26 protein-coding genes are annotated in these 25,456 nt (G+C 69.9%); 9 read left to right on the top strand and 17 right to left on the bottom strand.

Translation table 11 applies throughout. From position 1 onward, the window contains the following. Positions 1 to 78: 78 nt before the first annotated feature. Positions 79 to 420 (bottom strand): helix-turn-helix transcriptional regulator, encoded by a 342-nt coding sequence (locus ACFWYM_RS41715; RefSeq protein ID WP_384849911.1) that lies wholly within the window; start codon positions 418 to 420, stop codon positions 79 to 81. Between the two features lie 121 nt (positions 421 to 541). Here ACFWYM_RS41715 and ACFWYM_RS41710 point away from each other — a divergent pair, with 121 nt between their 5' ends. From ACFWYM_RS41710 to ACFWYM_RS41695, 4 genes are all read left to right on the top strand, one after another. Further along, the gene (locus ACFWYM_RS41710) at positions 542 to 901 is read left to right on the top strand and encodes a transposase (RefSeq protein ID WP_384849935.1); all 360 of its coding nucleotides are present in this window, start codon (positions 542 to 544) and stop codon (positions 899 to 901) included. 431 nt (positions 902 to 1,332) lie between these two features. After that, positions 1,333 to 1,770 (top strand): hypothetical protein, encoded by a 438-nt coding sequence (locus tag ACFWYM_RS41705; protein WP_384849908.1) that lies wholly within the window; start codon positions 1,333 to 1,335, stop codon positions 1,768 to 1,770. Positions 1,771 to 1,835: 65 nt separating this feature from the next. Further along, entirely contained in the window at positions 1,836 to 2,294 is a 459-nt protein-coding gene (locus tag ACFWYM_RS41700) for a hypothetical protein (protein ID WP_384849905.1), read from the top strand. 7 nt (positions 2,295 to 2,301) lie between these two features. Beyond that, the gene (locus tag ACFWYM_RS41695) at positions 2,302 to 2,655 is read left to right on the top strand and encodes a hypothetical protein (RefSeq protein ID WP_384849902.1); all 354 of its coding nucleotides are present in this window, start codon (positions 2,302 to 2,304) and stop codon (positions 2,653 to 2,655) included. Between the two features lie 125 nt (positions 2,656 to 2,780). Here ACFWYM_RS41695 and ACFWYM_RS41690 read toward each other — a convergent pair whose 3' ends face one another. Together ACFWYM_RS41690 and ACFWYM_RS41685 are read right to left on the bottom strand one after the other, a co-directional pair. Further along, positions 2,781 to 5,393 carry an ABC transporter permease/substrate binding protein gene (locus tag ACFWYM_RS41690; RefSeq protein ID WP_384849900.1) on the bottom strand — a complete coding sequence of 871 codons (2,613 nt, stop codon included), beginning with the start codon at positions 5,391 to 5,393 and terminating at the stop codon, positions 2,781 to 2,783. Continuing rightward, positions 5,386 to 6,576, bottom strand: coding sequence for a glycine betaine/L-proline ABC transporter ATP-binding protein (locus ACFWYM_RS41685; RefSeq protein ID WP_384849897.1), 1,191 nt, complete (start codon positions 6,574 to 6,576; stop codon positions 5,386 to 5,388). The genes ACFWYM_RS41690 and ACFWYM_RS41685 overlap by 8 nt, the downstream gene beginning before the upstream one ends. 291 nt (positions 6,577 to 6,867) lie before the next feature. On the opposite strand from ACFWYM_RS41685, the gene ACFWYM_RS41680 reads away from it, so the two are divergent. After that, positions 6,868 to 7,806 (top strand): 5'-3' exonuclease H3TH domain-containing protein, encoded by a 939-nt coding sequence (locus ACFWYM_RS41680; protein WP_384849894.1) that lies wholly within the window; start codon positions 6,868 to 6,870, stop codon positions 7,804 to 7,806. A gap of 48 nt (positions 7,807 to 7,854) precedes the next feature. Beyond that, positions 7,855 to 8,691, top strand: a complete 837-nt coding sequence (locus tag ACFWYM_RS41675) for a siderophore-interacting protein (protein ID WP_384849890.1) — start codon at positions 7,855 to 7,857, stop codon at positions 8,689 to 8,691. A 78-nt stretch (positions 8,692 to 8,769) separates the two neighbouring features. Here the strand turns inward: ACFWYM_RS41675 and ACFWYM_RS41670 are convergent, their stop codons facing one another. The 3 genes from ACFWYM_RS41670 to ACFWYM_RS41660 form a co-directional block, all read right to left on the bottom strand. Then, a complete protein-coding gene (locus ACFWYM_RS41670) occupies positions 8,770 to 9,546 on the bottom strand; it encodes an ABC transporter permease (protein ID WP_384849887.1) in 777 nt (258 codons plus the stop codon). After that, entirely contained in the window at positions 9,543 to 10,565 is a 1,023-nt protein-coding gene (locus ACFWYM_RS41665; RefSeq protein WP_384849884.1) for an ATP-binding cassette domain-containing protein, read from the bottom strand. Before ACFWYM_RS41665 ends, ACFWYM_RS41670 begins: the two co-directional genes overlap by 4 nt. 224 nt (positions 10,566 to 10,789) lie before the next feature. Then, a complete protein-coding gene (locus ACFWYM_RS41660) occupies positions 10,790 to 11,425 on the bottom strand; it encodes a PadR family transcriptional regulator (protein ID WP_384849881.1) in 636 nt (211 codons plus the stop codon). 177 nt (positions 11,426 to 11,602) lie between these two features. On the opposite strand from ACFWYM_RS41660, the gene ACFWYM_RS41655 reads away from it, so the two are divergent. After that, positions 11,603 to 12,220 (top strand): GNAT family N-acetyltransferase, encoded by a 618-nt coding sequence (locus ACFWYM_RS41655; protein ID WP_384849878.1) that lies wholly within the window; start codon positions 11,603 to 11,605, stop codon positions 12,218 to 12,220. Positions 12,221 to 12,227: 7 nt separating this feature from the next. Then, positions 12,228 to 13,220: an RluA family pseudouridine synthase gene (locus ACFWYM_RS41650; RefSeq protein ID WP_384849875.1), complete on the top strand. Its 993-nt coding sequence runs from the start codon at positions 12,228 to 12,230 to the stop codon at positions 13,218 to 13,220. On the opposite strand, the gene ACFWYM_RS41645 is transcribed toward ACFWYM_RS41650, so the two are convergent. The 5 genes from ACFWYM_RS41645 to ACFWYM_RS41625 all read right to left on the bottom strand — a co-directional run bounded on the left by ACFWYM_RS41645 (position 13,214) and on the right by ACFWYM_RS41625 (position 17,933). Next, positions 13,214 to 14,695, bottom strand: coding sequence for a cytochrome P450 (locus tag ACFWYM_RS41645; RefSeq protein ID WP_384849872.1), 1,482 nt, complete (start codon positions 14,693 to 14,695; stop codon positions 13,214 to 13,216). The genes ACFWYM_RS41650 and ACFWYM_RS41645 overlap by 7 nt on opposite strands. 128 nt (positions 14,696 to 14,823) lie before the next feature. Continuing rightward, positions 14,824 to 15,444, bottom strand: coding sequence for an ATP/GTP-binding protein (locus ACFWYM_RS41640; RefSeq protein WP_384849868.1), 621 nt, complete (start codon positions 15,442 to 15,444; stop codon positions 14,824 to 14,826). Further along, positions 15,425 to 15,841, bottom strand: a complete 417-nt coding sequence (locus tag ACFWYM_RS41635) for a DUF742 domain-containing protein (protein ID WP_384849865.1) — start codon at positions 15,839 to 15,841, stop codon at positions 15,425 to 15,427. The genes ACFWYM_RS41640 and ACFWYM_RS41635 overlap by 20 nt, the downstream gene beginning before the upstream one ends. After that, positions 15,838 to 16,245, bottom strand: a complete 408-nt coding sequence (locus ACFWYM_RS41630; RefSeq protein WP_384849862.1) for a roadblock/LC7 domain-containing protein — start codon at positions 16,243 to 16,245, stop codon at positions 15,838 to 15,840. The genes ACFWYM_RS41635 and ACFWYM_RS41630 overlap by 4 nt, the downstream gene beginning before the upstream one ends. After that, a complete protein-coding gene (locus ACFWYM_RS41625) occupies positions 16,242 to 17,933 on the bottom strand; it encodes an ATP-binding protein (RefSeq protein ID WP_384849859.1) in 1,692 nt (563 codons plus the stop codon). The genes ACFWYM_RS41630 and ACFWYM_RS41625 overlap by 4 nt, the downstream gene beginning before the upstream one ends. A 527-nt stretch (positions 17,934 to 18,460) precedes the next feature. Here ACFWYM_RS41625 and ACFWYM_RS41620 point away from each other — a divergent pair. Beyond that, positions 18,461 to 19,564, top strand: coding sequence for an LLM class flavin-dependent oxidoreductase (locus ACFWYM_RS41620; protein ID WP_384849856.1), 1,104 nt, complete (start codon positions 18,461 to 18,463; stop codon positions 19,562 to 19,564). A 64-nt stretch (positions 19,565 to 19,628) separates the two neighbouring features. Here ACFWYM_RS41620 and ACFWYM_RS41615 read toward each other — a convergent pair whose 3' ends face one another. From ACFWYM_RS41615 to ACFWYM_RS41590, 6 genes are all read right to left on the bottom strand, one after another. Beyond that, the gene (locus ACFWYM_RS41615) at positions 19,629 to 22,484 is read right to left on the bottom strand and encodes a DEAD/DEAH box helicase (RefSeq protein ID WP_384849932.1); all 2,856 of its coding nucleotides are present in this window, start codon (positions 22,482 to 22,484) and stop codon (positions 19,629 to 19,631) included. 77 nt (positions 22,485 to 22,561) lie between these two features. Beyond that, on the bottom strand, positions 22,562 to 23,452 hold the full coding sequence (locus ACFWYM_RS41610) for a diacylglycerol kinase (RefSeq protein WP_384849853.1): 891 nt from the start codon (positions 23,450 to 23,452) through the stop codon (positions 22,562 to 22,564). Positions 23,453 to 23,469: 17 nt separating this feature from the next. Continuing rightward, entirely contained in the window at positions 23,470 to 24,360 is an 891-nt protein-coding gene (gene tatC / locus ACFWYM_RS41605) for a twin-arginine translocase subunit TatC (RefSeq protein WP_384849929.1), read from the bottom strand. Between the two features lie 95 nt (positions 24,361 to 24,455). Next, positions 24,456 to 24,740: a Sec-independent protein translocase subunit TatA gene (tatA, locus tag ACFWYM_RS41600; RefSeq protein WP_384849850.1), complete on the bottom strand. Its 285-nt coding sequence runs from the start codon at positions 24,738 to 24,740 to the stop codon at positions 24,456 to 24,458. A 244-nt stretch (positions 24,741 to 24,984) separates the two neighbouring features. Next, positions 24,985 to 25,182, bottom strand: coding sequence for a hypothetical protein (locus ACFWYM_RS41595; RefSeq protein ID WP_384849847.1), 198 nt, complete (start codon positions 25,180 to 25,182; stop codon positions 24,985 to 24,987). A 9-nt stretch (positions 25,183 to 25,191) separates the two neighbouring features. Further along, a complete protein-coding gene (locus ACFWYM_RS41590) occupies positions 25,192 to 25,455 on the bottom strand; it encodes a hypothetical protein (RefSeq protein ID WP_384849845.1) in 264 nt (87 codons plus the stop codon). Between the last annotated feature and the right edge of the window lies 1 nt (position 25,456).

Raw genomic sequence — 25,456 nt, 5'->3', positions numbered from 1 at the left:
TCGAGCGTATGAACGAGCGGTCACCGGGGGTAGTGGATCTTTGGGCACTGCCCCAAAGGGCAGTGCCCGCTCCGTCCTCTAGGCCGTGGCCCCCGCGTCCGGGCACAGCAGGTCGTGGTGGACCACGGCGACGACGACGGCGTCGAGGCGGGTGTGCAGCCCCAGCTTGCCGATGATGCGCGCGACATGAGCCTTCACGGTCCGCTCCGCTATCCCGAGCCTCCGGGCGAGCACGGGGTTCGGCAGCCCCGCTCCCAGAAGCAGCAGCACCTCCCGCTCACGGACCGTCAGATCGCTGACGGCCGGGGGTGCCACGGTCGAGTGGAGTGCGGACCGGCACGGACAGTGCGCTTCCAGCGCGTCCAGCCCGTCCAGAGACTCGTTGCAGAGGTGCCCTTGCTCCGTGTCCTGAATTGTCACAGCGATTGTCACCTTTCCCCGTTCCCCGTTCCCCGTTGTATGTGCTGCAACAAGCACTGTATGGCAGGGAGTTCGCACTAGTGAGCCCACAATTCCGTCTCACGTGGCACTCGGTTACGGCATGATGTCCGGTGTGACCAGTGAGCTTTCCCGACGCCTCGTATCCGACCAACTATGGGATTTGGCACGTCCGTTGCTGCCTCCGTTCGCCGCGCGCCCCCAGGGCGGCGGTACGGCTCCGCGCGATGAGCGCGCCGTCTTGACAGCGGTGGTGTACGTGCTGACCAGCGACTGCGCCTGGCGTCAGCTCCCGGCGATGTTCGGCGTCCCGGCCGCCACCGCGCACCGCCGCTACGCCGCGTGGACCGAGGTTCACCTGTGGCGACGACTGGATGACGCGGCCAAGGAGGCCGGGGTCGACCCCTCCTGGACAGCGACGATCGTCGCGGCGGCGGATCGGCGGGCCTCGTCAGCCACATGAGATGAGAGCCTCATGAAACTCGTTACGCCATCAGGACGGGCCCCGGAACTCCCCGGAATCAACAACTCCACAATGTCGCGATTAGTGGCCATCTGCCGCCCCCTGCCAGGCATGTTGACTGGCTGTGGGCCAACCAACGCCGGTATTTGAGGTAGATTTGAGATAGCGGCCGGAGGCGCCCGCGAGCGCCTCCGGCGTCGGTCACCAGTCGGGACAAAGAGCGCAAACTCCGGCCAAAGCACCGGATTTGCTATTACGACGCGCACACAGCGAAGGCCCCGTGAGGGCGCGCGAGCGCTCCCGGCCCCGACATCCCTTTGAGGCATTGCCCCTTCGGCCAATACCGAGCGTCCGTTACACGTAATACCTTGCGGCGGTCGTTCATTTTTCGCGAGATTGGGGATCCCCAAGTGGCCGGAAACCATGGGCGGATGACGGCCGTCGCCGCCCTCTCCTCCCTCGCCGTCCTTGCCGGCGGAGTCGCTCAGGCCGAGGCAGCGGGGAGCCCGTCGGCACAGGGCGTGACCGCGACCGCCAAGGCCAAGAAGTGCAAGCTGAAGCGGCACCTCTACCACCCGGTGCGCACCACCGTGGTGGTCGGCAACGTCTCGGTGCGCTGCTCGAAGGCGTCCAAGGTCACCAAGGTCAAGAACGTCCTGACCCTGTACCGCAACGGCAAGGTGGTCGACCACCTCAACGCGAACGGCCCCAAGGGCAAGCGCTACGCGGACGCGCAGACGTCGGCGCAGATGTCGGGCAGGCACTGCCAGAAGTGGAAGCTCAAGGTCTGGACGCTCGCCTTCAACAAGAAGCACAAGCTGGTCTACGAGTTCGCCAAGACCTCCAAGGCGAAGAAGATCTGCCCCTGAGATCCCGGCGCCCGCGCGACCGCGCTCGACTGACGTCGCACCAGGAAGAGCACCAGGAAGGAATCATGCTCACTCGCAAGCACCGCATACGCCTCGGCGTATGTGCCGCCGCCGTGGCCGGCGCGGCGCTCACCCCGATGGCGATCGGCAGCGCGTCCGCCACCCCGGAGGGCGCGGGGCCCGCCGCCCTGACGGCCGAGGCCAAGACGGCCAAGGCCGCCAAGGAGATGCAGGCCGCCAAGGTCAAGGGGTTCCACTCCAAGAAGGGCGTCAAGTCCTGCGCGAAGCGCGGCGAGACGGTCTTCGTCTCCATCAAGGCGGCCCTCAAGTACCGCTTCACGTGGAAGAGCCCGGGCGGCAAGCTGCACTCCCAGCACTACTGGAACGCGAGCGACGGCACCATCGGCATCCGCAAGATGCCGACCTGGCGCAAGGACGTGTACTGGAAGGTGACGTCGCTGCCGGGCAAGAACACCAAGGCCCTCGTGAAGGTGTACGCCTACTGCAGCAAGACGGGACTGTGATCCGGACATGAAGAAGCAGCTCACCACCGTCCTGCTCGCCGCCTGCGCGGCCGCCGCCCTGATCCCCGGCTCCGCGGCCCACGCCACCGAGTCCGAGAGCGGCACCAAGCGCTGCGGCAAGGGCCAGCAGGTGATCATCTCGTCCTTCGCCGGCGGCCACGTCATCCACAAGTTCAAGACCCCGGGCAAGGGCCACCACGTCTACACCCACGACTTCGGCGGCACCCAGGGCTGGCTGTTCACGGTCCGCTACACGCCGACCGGCAAGCGGGCGATCACGTACAAGATCATCGCCAAGGACACCAAGAAGGTGAAGAACGCCTTCGTACAGAAGAAGCACCTTCTGTGCAAGAAGTTCTGACGTAGCGTCAGGCAGTCTCACGAACGCGCGTCCGCGGCGGCGGACGCGACGGAGCCCCGCCACCGGAATCCATCCGGCGACGGGGCTCTGCCGTGTGTGTGCGGTGAACTCCCCCGCTACGAGGGTTACTTCACCGGCGCCATCTTGTCGACGATGTCCGGGTGGGCGTCCACCCAGTTCGCGACGCCCTCTTCCTCATGGCCCGTGCCGGCCTTCTGCACGGCCTGCTCGAGGCTCATCAGGTCGTCCGGGCTCATGTGCCAGTTCTTCAGCCAGCCGTTGAGCTCCGAGTACTTCTTCGGGAAGCTCTTGTGGGCCAGCGTCTTGATCTGGTTGTTGGCACCCCAGGTCTTCTTGGGGTCCTCGAGCCGCTGGAGGTCGTACTTCTTGTACGCCCAGTGCGGCGACCAGAGCACGACCGCGATCGGCTCCTTCTTGGAGTAGGCACGCTCCAGTTCGGCGAGCATCGAGCTGGAGCCCGAGCTCGTCACCTCGAAGTCGTCGAGGCCGTAGGCGGGCAGGACCTTGTCCTTGAGGCGCATCATCTGCCCCGTCCCCGGCTCGATGCCCACGATCCTGCCCTTGAACTTGTCCTTGTTCTTGCGCAGGTCGTCCATCGTCTTGACGCCCTTGACGTACGACGGGACCGAGACCTCCAGCGTGGTCTTGTCGTACCAGGCACCGACGTCGACGAGGTTCTTCTTGTACTTGTCCCAGTACTGCTTCTGCGCGACCGGCAGCCAGCCGTCGAGCTCGAAGTCGACCTGCCCGGTGGACAGGCCCGTGAACAGCGGGCCCACGTCGAGCTTGGTGGTCTTCGGCTTGTAGCCGCGCTTCTCCAGGACGTTCTTCCACAGGTACGTGGCGGCGATGCCCTCGTCCCACGCGGGGTAGCCGATGTTCGGCGCGGCCCCGGCCTGCTTGCCCGGCGTGTAGCTGTCCTTGGCGACCGGGGCGAACTTGTCGACGATGCCCGGGTTCTTCTTCAGCCAGTTCTTGACGCCCTGGTCCTGGTTGCCCTTGCCGGCGTCCTGGATGGCGCCCTCGAGGGAGGTGAGCTGCGCCTCGCTGAGCTTGAAGTCCTTCAGCCACTTCGCGACCTGGGGCTCCTTCTCCGCGAAGCCCTTGCGGCCGATGGTGTGGATGCCGTCGCCCGAACCGAAGGCGCCCTTGGGGTCCTTCAGCTTCGTCAGGTCGTACTTGTCGTAGGCCCAGTGCGGCGACCACAGGGTGACCGCGACCGGCTCCTTCTTCTTGATGGAGCGGTCCAACTGGGCCAGCATCGCCGAGGTGTTGGACTTGACCAGCTCGTACTTGCCCTTGAGGCCGTACTCGTTCTGGACCTTGTCCTCGTAGAGCTTCATCTCACCGGCACCGGGCTCGATGCCGTAGATCTTGCCCTTGAACAGGTCGCTCTTGCCCTTGAGGTCGTCGAGCGTCTTGACGCCCTTGACGTACGACGGGACGGCGATCTCCAGGGAGGTCGGGCCGTACCAGCTGCCGTAGTCCTCGAGCTTGTCCTGGTACTTCTTCCAGTACGGGGCGTGCGTGGCCGGCAGCCAGGAGTTGGTCTGCACGTCGATGCTGCCCTGCGCCTGGCCGTTGTAGAGGGCGCCCACTTCGAGGGCCTTCACGTCGGGCTTGAAGCCGCGCTGCTCGAGGATGTTCTTCCACAGGTAGGTGGAGGCGGTGCCCTCGGGCCAGTCGATGTAGCCGAACTTGACGGTGCGGCCGTGGCCGACGTCCGCGGACACCTTGGTGCCCTCGTCGTCCTTGCCGAAGACGTTCATGCCGCCCGCGACGAGCGCGAGGACCAGGACGCCGACCATGGCGACCGGCGTGGCCGGCTTCCACTGCATGATCTTCAGGCCGCCGAGCGCGGCGTTGGCCTTGGCGAGCGCGCGCCGGCCGAGCGGCGAGACCCGCTGGTTGAGGGCGCCGGTCATGCGGTCCAGGTACATCGCGAGGATGACCACCGCGATGCCGCCCTCGAAGCCGAGCGCGACGTCGACGGAGCTGATGCCGTCGTACACGGTGGAGCCGAGGCCGCCACCGCCGACCATGCCCGCGACGACGACCATCGACAGGGCCAGCATGATCGCCTGGTTGACGCCCGCCATGATCGTGGGCAGCGCCAGCGGGAGCTGGACGCGCCACAGGGTGGAGCGCGGGTGGGTGCCGAACGCCTCTGCGGCCTCGACGAGTTCCTCGTCGACCTGCCGGATGCCGAGCTCGGTCAGGCGGACGGCCGGGGGCATGGCGAACACGATGGTCGCGACCATGCCGGGCACCGGGCCGACGCCGAAGAAGAAGATGCCCGGGATCAGATAGACCATGGCGGGCATGGTCTGCATGAAGTCGAGCACCGGGCGGATCAGACCGCTGACGGTGCGGCTCTTGGCCGCCCAGATGCCGATCGGCAGCGCGAACACGAAGATGATCACGCAGGAGACGAGCACCAGCGACAGCGTGTTCATCGCCGGGTCCCACTGCTCGATCGAGTCGATCAGCGCGAAGCCCGCGAAGGCGAGGACACCGGCGAGCAGACCGCGCAGCCAGAAGGCGAGCACGGCGAAGATGCCCATGAGCAGCAGCGGCTCGGGCGAGGTGAGGACCGCGTTGACGCCGTCGTAGGCGTTGCCGACGACCCACTTGATGAAGTCGAAGAGCCACTCGCAGTTGTCGCGCAGCCAGTCGACGCCGCGCGCGACCCAGTCGCCTATGTGGATCCTAGGCATCGGCGATCACCTTGCTCACCTTGGTACCGCCGTTGCTGTCGGCCGCACCGGCCTCGTCCGCCTTGTCGGCACCGCCCTGGGCCGGCAGGACCACGTCCTGCGGCTCGCTCTCCGGCGTCATCGGCTCACCGAGCACGGCGAGCAGCCGGGAGCTCGGCACGACGCCGACGAGGGCGCCGTCGCCGTCGGTCACGGCGACCGGCACGGTGCTGGTGGAGCAGGGCGTGAACAGCTCGATGATCGGCGTGTCGACGGACACGGCCGCGGGGGCGGCGGCCAGTACGTCGTCGGCCGTGCGCAGTTCGGCGCCCTCGGCGGTCTTCGTGCCGAACGCCGTCTCCGGCTCGGCCATGATCGCGCCCGCGGTCAGCACCCGGGCGCGGTCGACGTCCTGGGTGAAGGAGGCCACGTACTCGTTGGCCGGGGTGACCAGGATGTCCTCGGCGCTGCCGGTCTGGACGATGCGGCCGTCGCGCATGACGGCGATCTGGTCGCCCAGGCGCATGGCCTCGTTCAGGTCGTGCGTGATGAAGACGATGGTCTTCTTCAGCGTCTTCTGCAGCTCCAGGAGCTGGTCCTGCATGTCGCGCCGGATCAGCGGGTCGAGCGCGCTGAACGACTCGTCCATGAGGAGCAGTTCGGCGTCGGTGGCGAGGGCGCGGGCCAGGCCCACGCGCTGCTGCATGCCGCCGGACAGCTCGTCGGGCCAGGACTTCTCCCAGCCCTTGAGCCCGGCGAGCTCGAGCGCCTCGGTGGCGCGCTTCTCGCGCTCGGCGCGCGGGACGCCCTGGACCTCGAGGCCGTAGCCGGCGTTCTCGAGGACGCTGCGGTGCGGGAAGAGCGCGAAGTGCTGGAAGACCATGCTGATCTTCTTGGAGCGCACCTCGCGCAGCTCGCGGGGGCTCAGCTCGGTCAGGTCCTGACCGTCGAAGAGCACGTGCCCGGCGGTCGGCTCGGACAGTCCGTTGAGCATGCGCAGCAACGTGGACTTACCGGATCCCGACAGACCCATGACGACAAAGATCTGGCCCGGCTTCACGGAGAAGGACGCGTCGATCACCGCCGCGGTCGTGCCGGCCGCGCGCAATTCCTCCCGGTCCGCTCCGTTACGGAGCTTCTCCACCGCATCGTCGGGTCGTCTGCCGAACACTTTGTACAAGTGCTCGGCCTGCAGCCTGGACACATACACCTCTCGGGTCGAACGAAGACGGCCCGCCTCCCCCGCCGGCGGGCCGTGGAGCCGGCACGGGGTCTGCCCGCTTGCCCTGTCAAATAGTTGAATCTCGACCGGGTCCGCTCCGCGTGCGCGCCTGCCCTCGCTTACACAGGCCAAACCCAGAAGTGCGCCAGCTCACATTTGTTGCACATCCGGAAGGGTGTTTCGCGATGCGCAACGGGCACGCACGGGCAGCCTCCCGTGCGATCGCGCCCGCCCCCGGCCGGGCGCCCCGGACTGTCAGCGGGGTGCGGCATGATGCCGAACGTGACTCAGCAAACGCGACGGCTCATGCTCCTCGACACCGCCTCCCTCTACTACCGGGCGTACTTCGGAGTCCCCGAATCCGTGAAGGCACCGGACGGCACGCCGGTCAACGCCGTCCGCGGCCTGCTCGACTTCATCGCCCGCCTGGTCCAGGACCACCGCCCCGACGACCTCGTGGCCTGCATGGACGCGGACTGGCGCCCCCACTGGCGCGTCGAGCTGATCCCCTCGTACAAGGCACACCGGGTGGCGGAGGAGGTCGAGCAGGGCCCGGACGCGGAGGAGACCCCGGACACCCTCTCCCCCCAGGTCCCGGTGATCGAGGACGTCCTGGACGCCCTCGGCATCGCCCGCGTCGGCGTCGAGGGCTATGAGGCGGACGACGTCATCGGCACCTACACCGCCCGCGCCACCGGCCCGGTCGACATCGTCACCGGCGACCGCGACCTGTACCAGCTGGTCGACGACGAGCGCGGCATCCGCGTCCTCTATCCCCTCAAGGGCGTCGGCACGCTCCAGACCACCGACGAGAGCTGGCTGCGCGAGAAGTACGGCGTGGACGGCCCCGGCTATGTCGACCTGGCCCTGCTGCGCGGCGACCCCAGCGACGGCCTGCCCGGCGTCCCCGGCATCGGCGAGAAGACGGCGGCCAAGCTCCTGGACGCGTTCGGGGACCTGGCCGGGATCATGGCCGCGGTCGACGACCCGAAGTCGAAGCTGACCCCCTCGCAGCGCAAGCGCCTGGACGAATCCCGGCCGTACGTCGCGGTCGCGCCGAAGGTCGTGCGCGTCGCGAGCGACGTCCCGCTGCCCGACGCCGACCTGGCGCTTCCCCGCGAACCCCGCGACCCGGCGGCCCTGGACGAGCTCGCGGCGCAGTGGGGACTCGGGGGCGCACTGCAGCGCCTCCTCTCCACTCTCACGGACTGAGGTGTTAACTTAGGCAAGCCTAAGTATCATGGATCAGGGGAGGCCGCCATGGCAGAACGTCCGGCACGCAAGGCGCCGAAGGCCCACGAGGCGCAGGTCGTGCGCACCGAGCGGCTCACCCCGCACATGCAGCGCGTGACCCTCACCGGCGACGGGCTCGCGGCGTTCGCGGCGGGCGACTGCACCGACCACTACGTGAAACTGCTGTTTCCGATCGAGGGCGTCACCTACCCCGAGCCCTTCGACATCCAGCGGATCCGCGAGGAGTTCCCGCGCGACCAGTGGCCGGTGACCCGCACCTACACGGTCCGCTCCTGGGACGCCGAGACCCGCGAGCTCGCCCTCGACTTCGTGATCCACGGCGACGCGGGCCTCGCCGGACCGTGGGCCCGCGACGTCCGGCCGGGCGCCACGATCCGCTTCCTCGGCCCCGGCGGCGGCTACGCCCCGGAGGCCGGGGCCGACTGGCACCTGCTCGCCGGCGACGAGAGCGCCCTGCCCGCGATCGCCGCCGCCCTCGAAGCGCTCCCCCAAGGCGCGCGGGCGTATGCGTTCATCGAGGTCGAGGGCCCCGAGGAGGAGCAGAAGATCACGACGGACGCCGAGGTCGTCTGGCTGCACCGGGGCGGGCGCCCCGTCGGCGAGGCCCTCGTCGAGGCGGTGCGTGCCCTCGACTTTCCCGCGGGCACGCCGCAGGCGTTCGTGCACGGCGAGGCCGGGTTCGTGAAGGAGCTGCGCCGCTACCTCCGTGTCGAGCGTGAGATCCCGCGCGAGCACCTCTCCATCTCCGGCTACTGGCGCCTCGGCCACAACGAGGACGGCTGGCAGGCGTCGAAGCGGGAGTGGAACGCGCAGGTGGAGGCGGAACAGGAAACCGCGGCATAGCGGAGCGCCCCGTCAGGGGCGCGGGGAACTGCGCGACCAGCCACAGCGGACCGCCAGTTCCCCACGAACCCGCGGCAGCTAGACGGAGCGCTGGTACGACCTGAACGTCCGCGTGGAGAGCCACACAGCCCCCACCGCGAGAGCAAGCAGCGCCCCGCCCCGGCCGAGGACCGTTCCCCAGTCCGGCTGCGAGGACATCGCCGAACGGCCCGCCACCATCGCCCAGTTGAGCGGATTGAAGTCCGCGAGATGCCGCATCCACCCGGGCATCTGGGCCGGCGCCATGAACGCCGACGACAGGAACGTCAGCGGCAGCAGCAGGAACGTGTTGATCCCGATGATCGACTCCCGCTGCCGCACCAGCATGCCCACCGCGTTGGAGAAGGCCCCGAAGACGGCGCCGAGCAGCACCGCCGCGACCACGAGGACGACGATCCCGCCCGCGCCGCCGGGGTACTCGGCGCCCCCGAGCAGTCCGAGCAGCACGATGATCACGGACTGCACGGCGGTGCTGATGCCGTTGTGCACGACGTTGGCGTTCATGAGCGCGCCCCGGCTGACCGGGGTGGTCAAGAAGCGGTTGAGCGTGCCGCGTTCGATCTCCTCGAGCGTCCCCATGCCCGCCCACATGCTGGAGCTGAGCGCGCTCATCACGACGACGCCCGGGACCAGGTAGTCGAGGTAGGAGGAGGTGCCGAAGCCGCCCAGCTCGACGACCTTCTTGAAGAGGTTGCCGAAGAGGAAGAGCCAGACGACCGGCTGGATCAGGGTGATCAGCAGATACGCGGGCTGCCGCGCCACCGCCATCAGTTGACGCTGCGTCATGTACCAGGTCTGGGTGAGGGAGTTGCTCATCGCGCACCTCCCGCGGCGGCCAGGGCGGCCTCGGGCGCGGTCCCGGCCGCGGCATCCGCCTCGGCCTCGGCGTACCGCCGCCCCGCGTACCGCAGATAGACGTCGTCGAGCGAGGGCCGGGCGACGGTGGCCGCGGCGACCGCGACCCCGCTCCGCTCCAGCGCGGCGAGCAGGACGGGCACCGAGGCGGCCCCGTCCTCGGCGCGCACGCTGACCCGCCGCCCGTCGACGAGCACCTCGTGCACGCCGGAGAGCCCGGAGAGGGCCCCGGTCAGCAGCGTGCGGCCCGCCTCGCCGACCGGCTCGGCCAGCTCCAAGTGCACCGCGTCACCGCGCAGTTCACCCTTCAGCTCGTCGGGCGTGCCGGTGACGACGACGTGCCCCCGGTCGACGATCGCGATGCGCTCCGCGAGCCGGTCGGCCTCTTCGAGGTAGTGCGTGGTGAGGACGATGGTCAGCCCCTCGTCCCCCGCGAGCCGCCCGATCTCCTCCCACATCGCGGCGCGCGCCTCCGGGTCGAGTCCGGTCGTGGGCTCGTCGAGGAAGAGCACGGCGGGCCGGTGCACCAGGCCGAGGGCGACGTCGAGGCGGCGCTGCATGCCGCCCGAGTACCCCTTCACGGGCCGCTCGGCGGCGTCGGCGAGGCTGAAGCGGTCGAGGAGTTCGGCCACCCGCCGGTTCAGCTGCTGCCCCTTCAACCCGTAGAGCCTGCCCTGGAGTCGGAGGTTCTCGCGCCCGGTGGCCACCGGGTCGGCGCCGGACCGCTGCGCCACGACGCCGATCGCGCGGCGCACCCGGTCGGGGTGGCGCAGCACGTCGTGGCCCGCGACGGTGGCGGTGCCGGAGTCGGGGCGGGCGAGGGTCGTGAGGATCTTGACGGTGGTGGACTTGCCCGCGCCGTTCGGGCCGAGGAGCCCGAAGACGGTGCCTTCCTGGACGGTGATGTCCATGCCGCTCAGCGCGGTGACACCACCCGGGTAGGTCTTGGTCAGTTGCTGTGTGTGGACAGCGGTGGTCATGACGGCTGTTCTCCGATTTTGGGTACGTGCGTACCCGAGGTCTCGGGTACGCGGGTACGCCGAGCCGGATCACGTGCTGAGCGCCGGGCTATCCTTGGTGTGCCGCACCTCGATCGCCTGGCCCGCCGCACGGTGGGTCCGGTCCGGGGTTCGAGACCCTGGCGGGGCTGCTGGAACAGCGCCGCCGGGGTCTTTCTCGTTCACTGCTTCACTGATTCACTGCTTCACTCGCTGTCGAGCCGCTCCCACTCCCCGGGCTCGAGGCCCGACTCATGGAACCGGCGCCAGGCCGCGACCCCGTCGAGCTCACCGCTCCTGAGCTCCTTCAGGAACCCGCGGATCCACGCGGCCTGGGCCTCGACCATGTGCAGCTGATACTCGTTCTCCACGAGGAAGACGCGCGGCAGCGTCTCGTAGAGCTTCTGCAGCACGCCGTGCCCGCTCGCCGCCTGGACGTCGAGCGAGGCGAGCCGCTCCTCGAGGAGCCGCACCACCTCGTCGGGGTGGATGATCCCGACGAGCGAGAGCGCCGTCTCGAAGATCGGATACTCCCGGGCCGGTACGGCCAGCAGGTCCGAGAGCCACTCGACGGCCTCCTCGCGCCCCGCCTCCGTGATGCCGTAGCGGGTGCGCTCGGGGCGGTTGCCCTGCCGCTCCACATCCTTGACCTCGACGAAGCCGTGCTTCTCCAGGTTCTGGACGACCGTGTACAGAGAGCCGTAGTTGATCTTCGTGCTGGTGTCCTTGCCACGGCTGCGGAGCGTCTGGGCGATCTCGTACGGATGCATGGGCTTCTCCATCAGGAGCACCATCACCGCGAGCGCCAGCGGGTTGTTCAGCTTGCGCCGCTTCAGGGCCATCAGGTCCACCTCGCATTCGAATATCCGTAGACGAATATATTGCGAGTGCGGGCATGGGTCAATCCGCGATGTATCGCGAATCCATCGCGGCGGGCACGGCAGGCGTGGCGGGCACGGCAGGCGCCGCGTGCCGAAAACCCTTTCCGTGCCCCGCCCCACCGCTGCCACGATGAGCCCATGCCCTTCAAGATCCCCGACGTGGTCGCCCCCGGCACCTTCGCCGCCCAGGAGCAGCCGACGATCCCCGCACCCGGCGCCATGGTCCTGCGCCCCTGGTCGACGGCGGACGCGCCCGCCGTCCACGAGGCGTTCCAGGACCGGACCCTCCAGTACTGGCACGGCTACGCGTCGACGTCCGCGGACGAGGTCGTCGGGCTCATCGAGGGCTGGCGAACGGAGTGGACCGAGGAGCGGGACGCGTACTGGGCGATCGCCGACGCCGGCTCGGACGCGCTGCTCGGCCGGGTCGCCCTGCGCCAGATCTCGCTGAGCGACGGCCGCGCCGAAGTGGCGTACTGGACCGTGCCGCCCGCCCGCGGCCGCGGCATCGCCCCGCGCGCGGTCACCGCCCTGACGCACTGGGCCTTCCATGAAATCGGCCTGCACCGGCTGGAGTTGACGCATGCGACGGGCAACGAGGCGTCGTGCCGCGTGGCCCACAAGACCGGCTTCACCGCCGAGGGCACCAAGCGCAGCGCCCTGCTCCACGAGGACGGCTGGCACGACATGCATCTGCACGCACGCGTGCGCGACGACGCCGCACCCCGCACCGATCAGCCCGCCCCCGTACGCTGAAGCGACCATGAGACGCAAGCCCAATGTGCCGCCGCCCCCGCTCCCCCAGCGGCGCGGCATCGACCCCCGGCGCCTCCGGCTCCCGCAGACCGGGCCCTGGGGCAGCGTCCGCGACTATCTGGTCGAGCGGCTCAGCGGCGCCGGGGCCGCTGTCATCGACGGGATGCTGGACGAGGGGCGGATCGTCGGCGCGGACGGGGTGCCGGTCGCGCCGGACGCCCCCTTCGCGCCGGGCGCCTACATCTGGTTCCACCGCGAACTGGCCGACGAGCCCACGGTTCCGTACGGCATCGACATCGTCCACCGGGACGAGCACATCGTCGTCGCGGACAAGCCGCACTTCCTCGCGACGACGCCGCGCGGCAGCCACATCACCCAGACCGCGCTCGCCCGGCTGCGCACCGAGCTCGGGCTGCCGGCGCTCGGCGCCGCGCACCGGCTCGACCGGCTCACCGCCGGGCTCGTGCTCTTCACCGTCCAGCCCGGAGAACGCGGCGCCTACCAGCGGCTGTTCGGGGAGCGGCAGGTGTACAAGGAGTACGAGGCGGTGGCCGCCCACGACCCGTCGGTCCCCCTGCCACGCACGGTGCGCAGCCACATCCAGAAGGACCGCGGGATCATCGCCGCGTACGAGATCCCGGACGCCGAGCCGAACAGCGAGAGCCGCGTCGAACTCGCGGAGCACAAGGGCGCGTTGGGGCGCTACCGCCTGGTGCCGCACACCGGACGCACCCATCAGCTCCGCGTCCACATGAACACCCTCGGGCTGCCGCTCCTGGGCGACCCCGTGTACCCGGTGGTGGCGGACCCGGTGGCGCCGGACGACTTCCGGCGCCCGCTCCAACTCCTCGCCCGGGTACTGGAGTTCACCGATCCGGTGACGGGTGTCGCGCACCGCTTCGTCAGCGGCCGCGAGCTCGCCGCCTGGACCTCGTACGAGAACTGGCGGGACGCCCCCGCGCCACCGGACCGGGATGCCCCCGCACCACCGGCTCAGTAGCCGCGCCACCAGGTGACGAAGCGGCGCCAGGCGCCCTGCCGGGGCACCGGCGCGGCGGCCGGGGCGGATGTCGGGGCCGCGGGCTGCACGGGCGGGGCCGCCTGCTGCTGCGGTACGGCCTGCGGCGCGGGCGAGGACACCTGCCACTCCTGGCGCTGCGCCGGCATCGTCGCCATCGGGTGCGCCGTGACGTCCTGCTGCGGCTTCGGCGCGAACTGCACGGGCAGCGCCACCAGATGCCGGGACAGGATCGACGACGTCCAGCGCAAGTCGGTCTCGGGAACGGACAGTTCGACGTCCGGGAGGCGCATCAGGAGCGCGTCGACGCCGGTGTCCGCGATGGCGCGCCCGATGTCCTGGCCCGGGCACTCGTGCGGGCCGCTGCCGAAGGCGAGGTGCGAGCGGTTGCCCTGCATGTTGGCGGCCAGGTCGGGGCGGACCACGGGGTCGACGTTGCCCGGCGCGATGCCGAAGATCAGCCCGTCGCCCGCCTTGATCCGCTTGCCGCCGAGATGGGTGTCCTGCTTGGCGAAGTACCCGACCATCGCGCTGAACGGCGGCTCGTCCCACAGGGACTGCTCGACCGCCTCGGGCACGGTCATCTGGCCGCCGCTGAGCTGGGCCCGGAAGCGGGGGTCGGTGAGGACCATCCGCAGCACGTTGGCGATGAGGTTGGCCGTCGCCTCGTACGCGGCGATGAGGACGAGCCGCAGGTGGGCCGCGACCTCGTCGTCGGTGAGCTGGGCGGGCTGGGCGAGCAGGGCGCTGGTGAAGTCCTCCTCCGGCTGCGCCCGGCGGCGCGTGCACAGGTCCGTGAGGACCTCCATGATGTACGCGTTGCTGGCGATGGCCGTCTCGGTGCCGCGGATCATGTCGCGGGCGGCCTGCACCATCCGCTCGCTGTACTGCTCCGGCATGCCGAGGACATGGCACATCACCATCATCGGCAGATGCTCGGCGAACTGGCTGACCAGCTCCGCGCGGCCGTCCTGGCAGATCTTGTTGAGCAGGGTGTTGGTGTAGCGGTTGATGTAGCGGCGGATGCCCCGGTGGTCGAGGCTGCCCATGGCGCCGGTGACCGCGCCGCGCAGCCGCTGGTGCTCGGCGCCCTCGGCGAAGGTCGCCATCGGCTGCCAGGTGAAGACGGGGGCGAGCGGGTGCTCGGGGCCCGCGGTGCCGTCCCGGACGGCCCGCCAGATCCGCGAGTCGCGGGTGAACTGCGAGGGCGTGCGCACCATGTGGAGGTTCTCGCTGTGGCCGAGGACCGCCCAGATCGGCACGTCGTTGTGGAGCAGGACCGGGGCCACGGAGCCGTGCTCGGCGCGGACCTTCTCGTAGAGGCCCGCCAGGTCGGTCTCCGCCTCGGGGCCGTACAGGCGGCGCAGGCCGGTCCCGTCGAGGCCGTGGGCGGGGCAGCCGGGCGGGGGCGAGGTCAGGTCGCCGTATCCGGGGCCGGGTTGGGAGGGAGTCGTCACGGTGATCGCTCCGGAGGGGTTGCTGGGGCGCTGGTTCGACAGGTCGGGATCGACAGGTCGGCTTCGGCGGGTCGGGGGGAGAGGGGCGGGTTCGTGAAGAAGGGGTCGGATCCGTAAGGAAGGGGTCGTCAGACGCGGGCGCGGGACACGGACAGCGAGTGCAGATAGCGCATCAAGGTCATCAGGACGTCACGGCTCTCGGCCCGGCGGCGCACGTCGCACGTCACCATGGGCACCTCCGCCTCCAGGTCGAGCGCGGTGCGCAGCACCTCAGGCGCGTAGTGCGGCGCGTCCGGGAAGTCGTTGACGGCCACGACGAAGGGGACGCCCCGCTCCTCCAGGCGCCCGATCACGTCGAAGCTGACCTCCAGGCGGCGGGTGTCGATCAGGACGACGGCGCCGAGCGCGCCCTCGAAGAGCCCGTTCCACAGGAACCAGAAGCGCTCCTGGCCGGGGGTGCCGAACAGATACAGGACCAGCTCGTCGGAGACGCTGATCCGGCCGAAGTCCATGGCGACGGTGGTGGCCGTCTTGGTCTCGGAGCCGTAGTTGTCGTCGACGCCGATCCCGGCCTGTGTCATCGTCTCCTCGGTGGTCAGCGGCCTGATCTCGCTGACGGAGCCGACCATCGTTGTCTTTCCGACACCGAATCCGCCCACGATGACCACCTTCACGGCGGCCGCCGTCGTGTGCGGCAGAACGTCCTCGCGGCGTGGGCCGGGGATGGTGTCAGAGCTTTTGAAGTCCATGCATCACCGCTTCGAGAAGGGAACGGTCGGGGAGCGCGGAGCGGACGAGGGGAGCGCGCGCCTGCACCAGGTCGGCGGCGAGCAGCTCGGTGAGCAGGACCGTCACGACGCTGAACGGCAGTGCCAGGTAGGCGGACAACTCGGCGACGGACAACGGGGTCTGACAGAGCCTCAGCAGCGCCGACTGCTCGGGCTGCGTGGTCGGGGTCGCCGTGCCCTGCGCGACGATGAGGGTGACGAGGTCGAGCGGTGCCCGTTCCGAGTCCTCACCCGTGAGGATGTAGAGCCGCTCCGGATTGTCCGGGTTGTCGGGGCTGCGCCGCTGCCGCTGGGGCGGCGGGTCCAGCGGCGCGGGTGACTCTCGGGGGGGCGGAAGTTCTCCGTGCTCAGGAGTCATACGGCCTGCCCGTCACGCCGCGGCGGGCTGGTCAGATGGGCACCGATGCGTACGACGAGATCCCGCATGCGGGTGCCGATGAGGCCCGCGTCGACCGTCTCGTCGGCGAGCACGGCGAGGTAGGCGCCCGCTCCCGCGGCCATCAGGTAGAAGTAGCCGCCGCTGATCTCGATGATGACCATGCGCATCTGCCCGTCGCTCTCCGGGATCTCGGTGGCCACCGCGGCCGCCAGGCTCTGCAGCCCGGCACAGGCGGCGGCCAGCCGGTCGGCGGCGTCCGGGTCGCCGCCGTAGCGCGCGATGCGCAGCCCGTCGGCGGAGAGCACGACGATCTGCCGGGTCTGCGGCACCCCGTCGGCGAGTTCCTTGAGCATCCAGTCGAAATTGGCCCGCTGCTGGATCACTTCCAGCCCCCCTCGTCAGCGTCGTCGGCGAAGTTGCCGTTGTCGGTGTTCTCGGCGCGGATCTGCGGGGACAGGTGATCCGGTGTGTGGTTCTGCGATGAAGACTGCTGCTGTGCCGGGCCGTTCGGGTCGGCCTGGTCGGCGGTGCCGGACTGGCCCGGCTCGTCACCGTTGACGCCCTTCATGAACGCCTCGATCCAGAGCCCGGGTTCGGGCTCCTCCTTCTTCCTGACCGGCTCGGGCGCGGGGGCGGTCGGCCAGGGGGACGCCTGGGCCTTCCGCTCGGCCTCGGCCTCCTGCGCATAGCGCTGGCTCAGCGGGATCTTCACCCGGGAGCGGCGCTGCGGCAGGCCGTTGGAGGTCCACTCGGTGACCTCGGGGATGTCGTCCTCCATGGACGCGGTGAGCGGCATGGCGTGCCGGGAGGCCGCGGTGATCTTACGCGGCTTCTTGCGGCGGATGTCGCGGGCCTCCTCGATGATCTGGCCCTCGTTGTTGACGCGCGGTACCGCGGAGGCGCCGATGCCGTGGGCGAGCCCCGGTGCCGCTTCGGTGGTGAGCATGTCGTGCGGGACGATGAGCACGGCCCGTACGCCGCCGTAGGCGGACTGCCGCAGCGAGACCTGCATGTTGTACATCTGCGAGAGGCGGCCGACGACGGCCATGCCGAGCCGCGGGGTCTCGCCCAGGTCGTTGAGGTCGATCCCGGCCTGTGCCTGGGCCAGCATCCGCTCGGCCCGGGCGCGGGCCTCCTCGCTGAGGCTGACGCCGCCGTCCTCGATCTCCACGGCGATGCCGGTCTGCACCTCGACGGCGGTGACGTGGACGCGGGTCTGCGGGGGCGAGTAGCGGGTGGCGTTGTCGAGGAGCTCGGCGCAGGCGTGGATGAGCGGCTCGACGGAGACGCCGTTGATGTTGACCTTGGCGATGGAGTGCAGATCCACCCGCTGGTAGTCGAGGATCCGCGACATCGCGCCGCGCAGCACGCTGAACAGCGGTACGGGCTTGGGCCACTGGCGGCCGGGCCGGGCACCGCCGAGCACCGCGATGGAGTCGGCGAGACGGCCGATCAGGGCGGTGCCGTGGTCGATGCGGAGCAGGTCGTCGAAGACCTCGGGGTTGCGGCCGTGGAACTCCTCCATGTCGCGGAGCTCCGCGGCCTGCTGGTGCACGATCGACTGGACGCGCCGCGCGATGTTGACGAAGGCCCGCTGGGCGGACTCGCGCATCGCCTCTTCACGGTCCAGGGTCTCGAGCACGTCGCGCAGCAACCGGCGCTGCGAGTCGGGGATCTCGCGCAATCCGTCGTCGCTGTCGAGGACGTTGCACACGACCTCCGAGGGCGCCTCGCCCTGCCGGAGGCGGAACAGCGCCACGGGCAGGACCTGCCGGCCCAGGCGCAGGCTCTGTTCGTCGTGGAGCGCCACGCGGCGCTCGAGGTGGGCGAGCCGCTGCGTGTACTGGGTGCGCAGCTCCCGCAGGGTGCGTCCGCGGCGCACCGCCTCCGCGCAGGCGGAGATCACCAGCAGGGTCGCGATGCCGCCGCACACGGCGACGGCGATTCGGGCCGGTTCGGTCACGGCGGCGACGGCGGCGCCGGTGGCGGCCGCCATCACCATGGCGGGCAGCAACAGCACGCGTGCGTAAGGGATGTCTCGGCCACCGGGAGGCGATTGAACACTCACCATGTATGCCCTCTGAACGCTTGGCTTGGGGGGATGGGGGGAACGGTCGGGGGAATGACGGGGTAGTCCGAAGTCCGGGGGGACAGGCGGCGCTTCAAGGGAGTTAGGGGACAAGCGTGCGAATCCGTCGCAACTCGCTTCAACTCGCCGCGCTCCGGGCGAGCTTAGTCCGCCCGGAACAACGCCGAGTCATATTCGGCAACCCTCTGCAGCCACCCGCCCGACGGGCATAAACTCTGCCCCATTTACACGCCGGGCTATCAATCGAACACAATGCGTGACCCATCGAACGCCGATGGCGCGCCGTCGGCACAGCGAGGGAGCGGCGGCGGAAATACCCACGCCACACCCGGCGTTGGGACGTTTCATGGACGTCTGTTCCCCGGCGCGCATGCGGCCGCAAGCGCCCCTGGTCACCCGCGACCACATCGACCTCGGTCGTGTGTGGTCGGCCTCGTGTTGCCGCTGACCGCTCCAAGTCAGCGCACTTTCACTCCAGTTCACCTCTGCTGAAACGAGGCCGCTTCACCATGCCCGTAGAGTTCCTCGGCATCGCCGCCACCAACGAAGGCTCCGAAGTCACCGTCCGTTCGGGCGCGTCCTTCGACAAGGACTACACCCTCCGACTCGCCCGCGCGCACGAGGACCACGGCTGGGACCGGGTCCTGTTCGCCTACGGCTCGGGCTCGCCCGACCCCTCCCCCGCCGCCGCGTACGTCGCCGCCCGCACGGACAAGCTCCAGATCCTGGTGGCGCACCGCCCGAACGTCTCGTACCCCACCTTCGCGGCGAAGACCTTCGCGACCCTCGACCACATCAGTGACGGACGCCTGGCCGTGCACTTCATCACCGGCGGCAACGACCACGAGCAGCAGCGCGAGGGCGACTTCCTCACCAAGGACGAGCGCTACGCCCGCACCCGCGAGGCCATCCAGATCATCAAGAAGGCGTGGACCTCGCACGAGCCGTTCGACCACGAGGGCACGCACTACCGCTTCAACGACTTCGTCAGCGACACCTTCCCCGTCCAACAACCGCACCCGAAGGTCTCGTTCGGGGGTTCCTCACCGGCGGCGTACGCGGCCGGGGGCGCCGAGGCGGACATCTACTGCCTGTGGGGCGAGCCGCTGGACCGGACCGCGGAGCAGATCGAGTCGGTCAAGGCGGCGGCGAGGGCGGCGGGCCGCACCGGCATCCCCAGGATCCAGGTGGCCTTCCGCCCGATCATCGCGCCCACCGAGGAACTGGCCTGGGAGAAGGCGTACGCGACCCTGGACCGCATCAAGGCCCGCAAGGCAGGCACTCCCCTGTCCCGCCGCCCCCCTCTCAAGAACCCCGAGAACACGGGCTCCCGACGCCTCCTCGAAGTGGCCGCGTCCGGCGACCGCCACGACCGCGCCCTGTGGACCCCGACGGCGGCGGAGACCGGCGGAGCGGGCAACTCCACGGCCCTGGTGGGCACTCCGGAGACGGTGGCCCAGGCTCTCCTGGACTACTACGACCTGGGCGTGGAGATCCTCTCGGCCCGCGGCTACGACCTCTTGGACGACGCGATCGACTTCGGTCGTCAGGTCATCCCGATCGTGCGGGAGGAAGTGGCGAAGCGGGACGCGGCGAAGTCGGCCGCCGCGTAAGGATGTTCAGCGCTGTGCCCCTGCCGTGTCACGGCAGGGGCACAGCGCTCGGCTCGTGGTGTGCTCACCCCACGGAGCTGTACGCCACAACCCCCCGCAACAGCTGATCGACGGCCCGCCGCGCGTTCTTTGCGACCGTGCTTCCCTCGCGCGGCGCCGCCGCGGAGATCTGCCCCAGCACATCGATCACCTGCTTGCACCACCGCACGAAGTCCCCCGCGGGCATCTCCGCCTCGCGCAGCACCTCGTCGAGGCCCTTCCCGGACGCCCACATGTACGCCGCCCAGGCGAAGCCGAGATCCGGCTCGCGCTGCCCGACCCCCTCGGCCTGATTGATCTTGAATTCTTCCTCCAGGGCGTCCAGACGCCCCCAGATCCGCACCATCTCGCCGAGCGCGGCCTTGGCGCCGCCCGACGGCAGCTTGGGCGCGAGCGCGTCGTCGCTGACCCGCGCCTCGTACACCAACGCCGAGACGCACGCGGCCAGTTCGGCCGGGCCGAGCCCTTCCCAGACCCCGGCCCGCAGGCACTCGCTCGCGAGCAGGTCGAGCTCGCCGTAGAGCCGGGCGAGCCGCTTGCCGTGCTCCGTGACCTCGTTGCCCCGCAGGTAGTCGAGCTCGGTGAGCAGAGCGACGATGCGGTCGAAGGTGCGGGCGATGGTGTTCGTGCGCCCTTCGATGCGGCGCTCCAGCTGCTTGGTGTCGCGCAGCAGCCGGTGGTAGCGCTCGGCCCAGCGCGCGTGGTCCTCGCGCTCGTCGCACCCGTGGCACGGATGCGCCCTCAACTCCGCCCGCAGCCGCGCGATCTCGCGGTCGTCGGCGGCGGGCGCCCGGCCCCTGCGGTGCCGCTCGGGCACGATGTGCCCGGCCTTCGTGCGCAGCGCGGAGGCGAGGTCGCGGCGGGACTGCGGCGAGCGCGCGTTGAACGACTTCGGGATGCGCATCCGCTCCAGGGCCTCGACGGGCACCGGGAAGTCCATCGAGGCGAGCCGCTTGACCTGCCGCTCGGCGGTGAGGACCAGCGGCCGCGGACCGTCGACATGATCGAACCCGCGGTGTCCGTTGGCCCGCCCCGCCGGCAGGCCGGGGTCGAGCACCAGTGCCAGACCCGCGTACTTGCCCGTCGGGACGTGGATGACGTCGCCCGGCTTCAGCTTCTCCAGGGACGCCGCCGCGGCCGCCCGGCGCTGCGCGGCGCCGTGCTTGGCCAGCTCCGTCTCGCGGTCCTTGAGCTCGCGGCGCAGCCGCGCGTACTCCTCGAAGTCGCCCAAGTGGCAGGTCATGGAGGCTTGGTAGCCCTCAAGTCCCTCTTCGTTGCGCTGCACCTGCCGCGAGATGCCGACGACGGACTTGTCCGCCTGGAACTGCGCGAAGGAGGTTTCGAGCAGCTCGCGGGAGCGGTGGCGGCCGAACTGCTCGACCAGGTTCACCGCCATGTTGTACGAGGGCTTGAAGCTGGACCGCAGCGGATACGTGCGCGTACCGGCCAGGCCCGCGAGGTGCTCGGGGCTCATGGCGCGCTGCCACAGGACGACGGCGTGCCCCTCGACGTCGATGCCGCGGCGCCCGGCGCGGCCGGTGAGCTGCGTGTACTCGCCGGGGGTGATGTCGGCGTGCTGCTCCCCGTTCCACTTGACGAGCTTCTCCAACACCACCGAGCGGGCGGGCATGTTGATGCCGAGCGCGAGGGTCTCCGTGGCGAACACGGCCTTCACCAGGCCCCGTACGAAGAGCTCCTCGACGACCTCCTTGAACGTCGGCAGCATGCCCGCGTGGTGGGCCGCGATGCCGCGCTCCAGGCCCTCCAACCACTCGTAGTAGCCGAGGACATGGAGGTCCTCGTCCGGGATCGCCGCCGTGCGGTCCTCGACGACGCGGCGGACCTCGGCGCGCGCCTCCTCGTCGTTGAGCCGCAGGCCCGCGTACAGGCACTGCTGGACGGCGGACTCACAGCCCGCGCGGCTGAAGATGAAGGTGATGGCGGGCAGCAGCCCTTCGGCGTCGAGGCGCTCGATGACCTCGGGCCGCCCCGGCGTCCAGATCCGCGATCTCTGCCGCCGCTCGCGCTCGCGGTCGGCCTCGCGGACCATCTTGCCCTTGCGGCGATCGCGCGGGTTGTACGAGCGGGATGCCTCTATGCGGGCCATGCGCGTCAGGTCGGGGTTGACCGCCTTCTTGCTGCCCTCGCCCTCCTCGAAGAGGTCGTACATCCGCCGCCCGGCGAGGACGTGCTGGAACAGGGGCACGGGCCGGTGCTCGGAGACGATCACCTCGGTGTCGCCGCGGACGGTGTCGAGCCAGTCGCCGAACTCCTCCGCGTTCGACACCGTGGCCGACAAGGAGACCAGCGTGACCGACTCCTGGAGGTGGATGATCACTTCCTCCCAGACGGCGCCGCGGAAGCGGTCGGAGAGGTAGTGCACCTCGTCCATCACGACATAGCCGAGGTTCAGGAGGGACTGCGAGCCCGCGTACAGCATGTTCCGCAGGACCTCGGTGGTCATGACGACCACCGGGGCATCGGAGTTGACGCTGTTGTCGCCGGTGAGCAGGCCGACCTTGTCGGCCCCGTAGCGCTTGGCGAGGTCGGTGTACTTCTGGTTCGACAGCGCCTTGATCGGTGTCGTGTAGAAGCACTTCTTGCCCTGGAGGAGGGCGAGATGGACGGCGAACTCGCCGACGATCGTCTTGCCCGAGCCGGTGGGCGCGGCCACCAGGACGCCCTTGCCTGCTTCGAGCGCCTCACATGCCTCGATCTGGAAGGGGTCGAGGCCGAATTCGTACATCTCGCGGAAGGAGGCGAGCGCGGTGGCCTGCTCGACAGCGCGCTGCCGCGCTGCCGCATACCGCTCGGCCGGTGAGAGGTCCTCTGTCATCGTGCTTTCGAGACTACCGGCCACCACTGACAACAGGACGATCATTATCGGCAGGCGCCCGGACACGAAATCGTGATGCGCTCCGACGCCCGGAATCCCCGGGGCCGCGGCCCCGCGGAGTCTCAGGGCGCGAGCACGCGCACCGCCCCCGGCACGCACCGGGCGGTCAGCGGCAGCTCCCCGAGCTTCTCCCCGTCCGCGTACGCGGTGGTCCCGGCGGCCGCCAGCTCCACCTTCGCGGCCCGGAACACGGTGACCTTGGGGTGGTCGAGGTGCGTCCCCTTGTAGACCCGGGGGAAGACCTTCAGGAGGGTCGTGCGGCTGCAGTCGCCGACGACCGTGATGTCGAAGAGCCCGTCGCTCAGATCGGCCCCGGCGCAGATCCGCATGCCCCCGCCGTACGAGGATCCGTTGCCCACCGCGACGAGCGTCGCGTCCACCTCGTGGACGTCCCCGTCGTCGAGCGTGATGCGGTACGGGACGGGCTTGAAGGTGGCGAGTTCGGCGACGATCGCGAGGTCGTACTTGAAGCGGCCGGTGGGCCAGCGCATGCGGTTGCCGCGGTCGTTGACCCGCGAGTCGAAGCCGGAGGCGAGCACGGTCCCGAACCAGGTCTTGCCGACCCGGCCCAGGTCGACGGCGCGCGTCCGGCCCGCCGTGAGCGCGTCGGCGACCGTCTTTCCGGCGGCGCCCGGGTCCCGTACCGGGAGCCCGAGGGTGCGCGCGAAGTCGTTGCCGGTGCCGACGGCGATCACCCCGAGGGGTGTCTCGGTGCCGGCGACGGCCTGCAGCGCGAGGCTCGCCATGCCGTCACCGCCGACGGCTATCAGCGCTCCGGTGCCGCTCTCCACGGCCTCCTGGGCCCGGCGCAGCGCGTCCGCGGCGTCCTCGCCGATGACGGTGCGCACGGAGAATCCGGCGGCCCGGAGCGCCGAAGCGGCCGGCTGCGCCGCGTGGGCGCCCCGGCCGCGGCCCGCGGTGGGGTTGACGAAGAGGGTGATCTCGCTGGTCACGGCCGGACCCTACAAGGTCAGGTCACATCGTCGAAACCGTTGACCCGGTCCCGGTGGTCGGAACCCGCCTGCTCGGGGAGGGCGCGACGTGCGGTGACGGGCTCGTTGCCGCCGATGTCCTCGGGGGTGAGGTCGAGGTCGGACGCCTCGTCGTCGTCGAGCTCCGCGTCCGGGTCGTTCTTCCGCTTCCTCTTGTCGTTGAGGATCGAGACGCCGACCGCCATGAAGTAGAGCACCACGATCGGACCGGCGAGCGCGATCATCCCGAAGGGGTCGGTCGTGGGGGTCGCGACGGCGCCGAAGACGAAGACGCCCATGACGACGCCGCGCCACCAGCCGAGCATCCTGCGCCCGGTGACCATGCCCGTGAAATTGAGCATGACCAGCAGCAACGGCAGCTCGAAGGCGGCACCGAAGACCAGGATCATCCGGACGATGAAGTCGAGGATCTTGTCCATCGGCAGGAAGTTCGCCGTGCCGTCCGGCGTGATGCCGAGGAGCACGCGCATGCTGATCGGCATGATCGCGTACGCGAGCCAGGCACCGCCGAAGAACAGCGGCACCGCGGCGGAGACGAACGCGTACGTGTACTTCCGCTCGTGCTTGTGCAGGCCGGGAGCGACGAAGGCCCAGAGCTGGTAGAGCCAGATCGGGCTGGAGATGATGATTCCGGCCATGAAGCTGACCTTCACCGTGGTGGTGAAGGGGGACAGCAGGTCGTTGAAGGTGACGGTCGCGCAGTTGCCGCCGTTGCCGACCGTGCCCTCGGGGCACTTCGGCACCGGGTCGCTGAGGAACTTCATCAGCTGCCGGTTGTAGAACGCTGCGATGATCGATGCGACCGTGATCGCGAGAAGACCCTTGGCGAGCCGGTTGCGGAGCTCGCGCAGGTGCTCCGCGAGGGGCATCCGCCCCTCCGGATCCCGCTCCTTCTTGCGGGCAGACTTAAGCAACCCACGTCCTCATCTCGTGCGGCAGGCCGGCGGTCGGGGCCGGCCTTGGATCAGCGCTGCGTCGTGGTGTCGGTCGGCTCGGTGACGGGGCGCGAGCTGGTCACGTCACCGGGAGCGGCCTGGATGGTCTTCGGCTGCGCGGCGCCGGGCTGCGGCGGGTCGGCCGGGGCGGCCTCGTCCTTCTTGCCGTCCGACTTCATCGCCTTGGCCTCGCTCTTGAGGATGCGCGCGGACTTGCCGAGCGAACGGGCCATGTCCGGAAGCTTCTTCGCACCGAAGAGCAGGACGAGGATGACGAGGATGAGGATGATCTCGGTGGGGCCGAGCCTACCCATAGCTGTCTACCTTCTTCACCGAGGCGTCAGGGGATCCGGGGGCAGCTTCTGTCGGGACAGTCGTCCGACCACCGGGCTTGGCAGCGATCGTAACCCCCAGGAGTAAACGCAGGGCAATCCCCGTGCGTACTCCCAGTTGCGACCCGCGCCTCGCCCTTCGGGCCACTTCAGCAGCGTACCTGCCGGACATGGGCAGTTGACAGGCCGCCGGGGCAAAGGGGCTTCCGGGGGCGGCCACGAGGCACTAAAGGACGTCGCCGCCGGAGCGGGCCACCCCGGCCGCCGCCTGCTCGAGGTCCTCGGCCGCCGCTCCGATCTTCTGTGTGGCCTCGGTCACTTGACGTGCCAGGCGCTGCGCCTCCACGAAGACCTTGATCGCCAGGACGCCGAGCACGGCGATCCCACAGAACCCCAGCGCCACCGCCGCCATCGCCCAAGCCATGCGCCGAGCCTAGACGGTCGAGTGCAGACGCAGCGTCCGCACCCCGCCACCGGTGAGGAGTTCGACGATGCGCTCGCCCGCGGGCTTGCGCACCGCGGCGTGGCACTCGGGGCAGGTGAAGGAGTAGAAGGTGGTGCGGTGGCTGGCGCCGATCGCCAACCGGAGCGCCCCGGCGGCCAGTTCGAAGCGGGCGCGGCAGTCCGGGCAGGCCGCCTTGAAGAGCACGGCACGCACCGGTTCCGGCAGAACGGGCTTTACAGACATCACAGCCATA

This window comes from Streptomyces sp. NPDC059009 (genome assembly GCF_042740175.1).
Classification (GTDB): domain Bacteria; phylum Actinomycetota; class Actinomycetes; order Streptomycetales; family Streptomycetaceae; genus Streptomyces.
This window is presented reverse-complemented; position numbering and strand designations above follow the sequence as displayed.

Bases quoted from the DNA above. Each gene is read 5' to 3' on its own strand.
- ACFWYM_RS41710 (WP_384849935.1), top strand. From the start codon at position 542: ATGATGTCCGGTGTGACCAGTGAGCTTTCCCGACGCCTCGTATCCGAC.
- ACFWYM_RS41705 (WP_384849908.1), top strand. From the start codon at position 1,333: ATGACGGCCGTCGCCGCCCTCTCCTCCCTCGCCGTCCTTGCCGGCGGA.
- ACFWYM_RS41700 (WP_384849905.1), top strand. From the start codon at position 1,836: ATGCTCACTCGCAAGCACCGCATACGCCTCGGCGTATGTGCCGCCGCC.
- ACFWYM_RS41695 (WP_384849902.1), top strand. From the start codon at position 2,302: ATGAAGAAGCAGCTCACCACCGTCCTGCTCGCCGCCTGCGCGGCCGCC.
- ACFWYM_RS41690 (WP_384849900.1), bottom strand. From the start codon at position 5,393: ATGCCTAGGATCCACATAGGCGACTGGGTCGCGCGCGGCGTCGACTGG.
- ACFWYM_RS41680 (WP_384849894.1), top strand. From the start codon at position 6,868: ATGCCGAACGTGACTCAGCAAACGCGACGGCTCATGCTCCTCGACACC.
- ACFWYM_RS41675 (WP_384849890.1), top strand. From the start codon at position 7,855: ATGGCAGAACGTCCGGCACGCAAGGCGCCGAAGGCCCACGAGGCGCAG.
- ACFWYM_RS41670 (WP_384849887.1), bottom strand. From the start codon at position 9,546: ATGAGCAACTCCCTCACCCAGACCTGGTACATGACGCAGCGTCAACTG.
- ACFWYM_RS41665 (WP_384849884.1), bottom strand. From the start codon at position 10,565: ATGACCACCGCTGTCCACACACAGCAACTGACCAAGACCTACCCGGGT.
- ACFWYM_RS41660 (WP_384849881.1), bottom strand. From the start codon at position 11,425: ATGGCCCTGAAGCGGCGCAAGCTGAACAACCCGCTGGCGCTCGCGGTG.
- ACFWYM_RS41655 (WP_384849878.1), top strand. From the start codon at position 11,603: ATGCCCTTCAAGATCCCCGACGTGGTCGCCCCCGGCACCTTCGCCGCC.
- ACFWYM_RS41650 (WP_384849875.1), top strand. From the start codon at position 12,228: ATGAGACGCAAGCCCAATGTGCCGCCGCCCCCGCTCCCCCAGCGGCGC.
- ACFWYM_RS41640 (WP_384849868.1), bottom strand. From the start codon at position 15,444: ATGGACTTCAAAAGCTCTGACACCATCCCCGGCCCACGCCGCGAGGAC.
- ACFWYM_RS41635 (WP_384849865.1), bottom strand. From the start codon at position 15,841: ATGACTCCTGAGCACGGAGAACTTCCGCCCCCCCGAGAGTCACCCGCG.
- ACFWYM_RS41625 (WP_384849859.1), bottom strand. From the start codon at position 17,933: ATGGTGAGTGTTCAATCGCCTCCCGGTGGCCGAGACATCCCTTACGCA.
- ACFWYM_RS41620 (WP_384849856.1), top strand. From the start codon at position 18,461: ATGCCCGTAGAGTTCCTCGGCATCGCCGCCACCAACGAAGGCTCCGAA.
- ACFWYM_RS41615 (WP_384849932.1), bottom strand. From the start codon at position 22,484: ATGATCGTCCTGTTGTCAGTGGTGGCCGGTAGTCTCGAAAGCACGATG.
- tatC (WP_384849929.1), bottom strand. From the start codon at position 24,360: ATGCCCCTCGCGGAGCACCTGCGCGAGCTCCGCAACCGGCTCGCCAAG.
- tatA (WP_384849850.1), bottom strand. From the start codon at position 24,740: ATGGGTAGGCTCGGCCCCACCGAGATCATCCTCATCCTCGTCATCCTC.
- ACFWYM_RS41595 (WP_384849847.1), bottom strand. From the start codon at position 25,182: ATGGCTTGGGCGATGGCGGCGGTGGCGCTGGGGTTCTGTGGGATCGCC.
- ACFWYM_RS41590 (WP_384849845.1), bottom strand. From the start codon at position 25,455: ATGGCTGTGATGTCTGTAAAGCCCGTTCTGCCGGAACCGGTGCGTGCC.